Source organism: Gilliamella bombi, assembly GCF_900103255.1.
Taxonomy (GTDB): Bacteria; Pseudomonadota; Gammaproteobacteria; order Enterobacterales; family Orbaceae; genus Gilliamella; species Gilliamella bombi.
Window position 1 is genome coordinate 1 of sequence record NZ_FMWS01000063.1, and the last position, 5,304, is coordinate 5,304.

Here is a 5,304-nt window from a genome sequence, read left to right on the forward strand (position 1 = left end):
CTGTTGCCCAATACCAGTTGACCAAGTAGCGGCAAACTGGCTAAGGCATTGTCACCAAATAGAGATAAATTGGTATCAATCACTTGCAGTTCGGTGATTTTGCCAGTAATAATTTGAAAATATTTATTCATTATAAACCTCGTTGTTAATTCATTTTGCCACTAAAGATGTCACCAATCGAATAACCTTTAACATTAATATATTCGTATTGATTTTTAAACTGCTCTGCTAAGGCTTTTTGGGCGGCAGCATCGGCTAATAAATTGGCTAGAAATTGTTTTTGCCGATTGTAATCATCTATGATCAGTAATAAAGCATCATATTCGGTAAATGGATTATCAGTAGTTTGTTCTGCTTGTTGTGTGTTATTTTGATTATTTGGCTGTGACTGTATTGATTGATCAATACCAAACATGTTTTTTAATGTTTTTTTAAATTCGGCTTTTTGCTCGGTCACATTTTTAAAGGCATTTTGACTTTTATTTTTAGTACCTAATGCACTATATTTTAACCATTTTTCAAGATCATTATCAGTAATATACCAGATTAACCCTTCAATCATTAAAGCAATCAAGCCAATCCAAAAACCAAGTCCAAGCATTGCAACTCTTCTTGCCATAAATTGTGCGCTATAAATGGCAATAGCGCGGGCAATAACCTCGCGTGAAAGCCCTTTGGCTAAAGCTCGTTTGGTTAATCGACTAACTAGCCAAGGTATATGATAGGTAGTGGAAGCAGCAAATCCTATCCCTGCATTAGCAAAATATAATAATCCATTTAATCCATTCAATAATGCTACACCGACATTCCCTTTCGACAGCTTTTCATCAGCATTTATAAACTTCTGACAAGAAGCAAACACTCCAGCCGCCGCACCAAAAAAACCGGATAGCATTTTCATGCGTCCAGCGGCTATGGTTTTTGACCCTATGGTGGTTTTAGTAAATTGATACATTAATTCGGTAGTTGCCGCCATCATGCTAAGTGATGATCCAATCATTTCAGCTGACCAAAAACTATCGTCGTGTTTACCTTTGGTCTTTTCTTTAATGCTAAGCCAATTAATGGTTTCAAATATAGCAATAATAAAGGCTAGACGGATATCTTTAAACCCTTTACTGTTACCAGATGAAGTACTTTTATTGTTTTTAATATCTTCTGTTTGCGTTTTGGATATGTCGGCTAAACTACGGCGATGCTCTTCATCAATAACTTGTGCAATAATTTTATTTTTGTTGTCTTGCCGCCGTATATAGTCTTTTATTTGTATCAGATCAGCTTTACGTTGTTTTAGCGTTAATTCAACCACAGCGCCACCTGGTAGGGTTTGGGTTTTGGGTAATACACCTTTAAACCATGATGAATTAACCACCGCTTTTCTAACGTTGTTTTGGGTTTGTAAAATGGCTAGCTGCCCTTTCTTGTATAAACCAAAAACTGACATATTTAGCATAAAACAGATATTATAGTTAATCTTATTGAGTAATTGATTACTATTAACAGGATAAAATAGAATATTGCATAAACGGACAGCAAAATTATTTATGCTTAACATTGGTTTGCTTAGAAAGATTTTTAACAAAAGCTCATTACCTGGCATTTTAACCCCCACTTTCGCTATAATATCTAGTATTTTAGGGTGTTTTTTTAATACTTTTTGGGCTTTTTCAAGCTCATTATGGTAATTGTTTACCGCATTTAAAAAGCCTTGTATTTTTTTATAATAAGCCGCAATTTTACCGACTTTAGTTGTCGTCATTACTTCACTAAGTTCGACTTCTTCATGGGTGTTTTCGAGCTGTTCAAGTAAGGTTTGAATATCTGTTAATATCAATTGACTATTATTCGCCAATCCCCGTACTACAATGCTATCGCTGGAATCTTTGTTAGCATTAACGGATTTTAACCTAGATTGGAGATATTCTTTACCTAAATTTGTTAGCTCTAATCCTGATGTACATTTATCTATTATCCTTGAATAGTACATACCATAAGGATTGATTTGTTTGGCTATTTTTTGCGATTCATCTTCGGTAATTTCGTTATCGGCACGCGCCTGATCGATTTCAAATTGGTTATCTACGATTTTTTCTTTGGCGTTAGTATCAGATACATCAACCCAGATATCACCATCAAAATCTTTCATATACTGATAAAAACTACTCTGTTTTAACCAGTTAATATTCTGCTCTGCTCGGTTTTCAGCTATTTGTTTGATTTGATCTTGTAAGGATTGATATTTTTGATTAAACGCTTCGATATTAAGGCATTTTAAATATTTTTGTTTAATGTCTTTGATTGCGTTTTGTCTTTTCTGAATATAACTTTGCTCTTTAGCATTAAATCTATGCAAAAGCATTTCTGCATGATTGTCTATGTTCTTTTGAGGATAAGCGGTATAAAACATTTTTTGTTCTGGTGCTGAGTCAATATATTTTGGATTGTATAATAGAGCCATTCTTCCTTCTCGATCGTAACTGCTGATCGATTTTCCATGTAAAAAGTAATTTTTATCTAACTGATAATAATTTTTACCATGTCCAATAGGTGGTATAGTTGCATCAAGTTTTGCTCCAACGGATATTTCAGCACGTTGATAGTAGTTGTATGGTTTACCGTATATTTGATCGGTAATTAATATTGACAATTGGTTAAATTTTGAAAAAACAGGTAAATCACGAGAATTGGGTAATTTTTTATTCTTCATCACCCATTGAAAATAAGGATTTTTGGTATAGTGAAGTTGGAAATCTAACTGAAATTCTTTTTGAATCAAAATTTGCATTGCATATTCGTACGAAGCAATTGCATCAAATTCAAACTCTCGTTCTTGCTGATATTGCTGATTTTTATCATAAATTTCATTGTAATAACCATTTAATTCGTATGCAATACCAATTGGATCTTCAAGCGCAATTAAGACTGGCGAATAACCTTCCGAGTATGTTTTCATGGTGTTAGCTAACGATTTTGCTCGACCTTGTTGTTTGGTCCATGGTGTATGCGTGGTGTTCTTGTTTAAAATTTGTTGATCATAACCAAAAGGTTGATTGCCACCACTGTTATTATTTTTGTTTTGTCCATCACGATCGTAACTAAGACATTCACTATAATAAAAATGTTGAGGTTTGGCTTCGTTTTTTACATCGATAAGGTAGCTAGTTTTAATTTTATCGTGATCATCATATGGCAATAATTCTTGATCAAACTGTGGATCAAAATCGAGAACTTGTTCTATGCTTTGCTGTATTGCCGATACCGCGCTTATGGAGGATATTTGTTGATTACCTTGCCAGTTTTCTGTGACAATTTTTTGCATGCGCTTTTCGGGATCTTTTTCGTGCTTTTCGAGTGTTTCATCACTCCAAATAGATTCACAAAAAGCAATATAAATTTCTGTTTGTTCTTTAGGATTAGGAATAGTGATAAATTTATTATGAGATTCGTCCTTTTGTAAATTTGGACATCGAAATCCACCTTGTTCTTCCAGATCTTTTTCTGTTTCAATGGTATCATTGGAATGTTGTTTATATAAGTTACCGTCGTGATCAATAGTATAGATTTGCCATTTATCATTACCAATTTCGTTGGGTAGATGTACATATAGATAACCCTGACGCAACGTTCTAACATGAAATTGATATTTTGCGTCCAAAGGGACGTTTGTTACTGATTGCAAATTTACCCAATTTGGGGTAGGACGATTGATATATTTGGGTACTACAGTATATCTAACTGGTAATATTGCCAATCCTTGTGTTTGGCAACCGCATTGTTTTTCTGTCATTGTTGTTTCCTTAATCCATGTTACTCTATTAATCCTAACTTGGTTTTAAAATGACCAATCTGATTGTTTTATTAAGTTTAGTAAAGCGGGAAAATCATATCGTGTTTTCATCGTTTTTAGTTTTTCTTGTATTTGCGGGTGTAAATCAAAATTCGCACCATGATCAATCGCTATTTTTGCCCATTCAACTAAAAGTTCGTTATCTTTAAAGCCTTGTGACATTAAGCGTAATAAGCACGGCATCAGATGATTTAGCATTTCACATTCATTTATCTTTTTTGTTGGGTGATCTTTGCGATACGCTTTAATTACTTGATTGTTGATACCAATGCAATAAAGCCGGTCTTCTAATCGTCGGGTTATACCTAACAACCCTACATATACAGGACAAGGATCGGCGGTGTTATGATGGCAAAAAAGATCACCGTTGCCATCTAATAAAGCCCATCGTTTGATGCGTCCACACAATTTAATTTGCTGTCGTGGTTCTAAAATAAACAGCAACTGGGGCAAAACGGCAGGATCATAAAATCGTAATAGTAGCTTACCGTGACTGACTTTTTGTATGGATAACATGTCAAAATCGTCTGCGATTTGCTGAGTAGTCGCGTGCGTGAATATCCAACCGCTATAATGTCGTTTTCCCCCCTTACCTAAGATTTGGGGAGATAATTCTATTAATGATTTATCAACGGTATAACGCAACACATCGCGTTCAAAGTTATTATTTAAATTTAACGCTATCAGCAGTGGTCTTTGCCAAGCCCGCACTGCTGGATGCGAAATTTGTACTTGTGTGATTCTATTTTTATCAAAAAAATATTGAAAAATAGCATCTTTAAATGGCGATATAAAAGGATCTAAAATAATCACACATCGTGAATTATAGCCCTGTGCATATTCACATAACTGATTAGTTATCTGGTCTATTTTTTCCAGTTCACCAGTTAACTCAATTTTAGGGGTTGAAAATAACATATTGTTCCTTTTAATCGACCTTAATTATTGCATGTTGTTTTTGTGCATCACTTCTTGTTTTTTGTTCACAGTTGACTTCGCCTGGTAAATCGGAAGTAAATACCTGTATTGCTGATGACATCTTCTGCATCACATTACACTTAAAATAGACATTATCCTGTGTACCAAGTTCGATGCCTTCACTGCTGATTTTGATATAAGAGCCACCGCAGATTAACGTTAGTTCATCGCTCGCTGTGATAGTCACCTCACCATTCACGCTATCAACTTTAACATCTTGCTTAGCGGCCATATTCAGATTGGCGTTTTGGGCTTGCAGGTCGATATCGCCTTGGTTGGCAAATAGTTTCATGCCCGATTTTTGGGCGAATAAGCCAAGCGCCTCACCCGATGAGAGGGTGACGTTTTTTAAGCCGTTGATGTCGGTTTGATTTTCGCTAGTAAGGGTGAGGCTGTTAGCTGTCGATAGTTGGATATTTTCAGGGCTGGTTAGGGCTATGCCTTCTTGCGCATAGGCTAGTAAGCCACTTTGGGTTAGC

The 5,304-nt window shown here is 35.3% G+C and carries 3 protein-coding genes; all 3 read right to left on the minus strand.

Features of this window, described 5'->3' with window-relative positions:
• Positions 1 to 145: 145 nt before the first annotated feature.
• Positions 146 to 3,787 (minus strand): T6SS effector BTH_I2691 family protein, encoded by a 3,642-nt coding sequence (locus B9N71_RS10835; RefSeq protein ID WP_085165944.1) that lies wholly within the window; start codon positions 3,785 to 3,787, stop codon positions 146 to 148.
• A 45-nt stretch (positions 3,788 to 3,832) separates the two neighbouring features.
• The gene (locus tag B9N71_RS10840) at positions 3,833 to 4,765 is read right to left on the minus strand and encodes a DUF4123 domain-containing protein (RefSeq protein ID WP_085165945.1); all 933 of its coding nucleotides are present in this window, start codon (positions 4,763 to 4,765) and stop codon (positions 3,833 to 3,835) included.
• A gap of 10 nt (positions 4,766 to 4,775) precedes the next feature.
• Positions 4,776 to 5,304, minus strand: a 529-nt coding sequence (locus B9N71_RS10845) for a DUF2345 domain-containing protein (RefSeq protein WP_143422121.1), incomplete at its 5' end; no start/stop codon positions are given.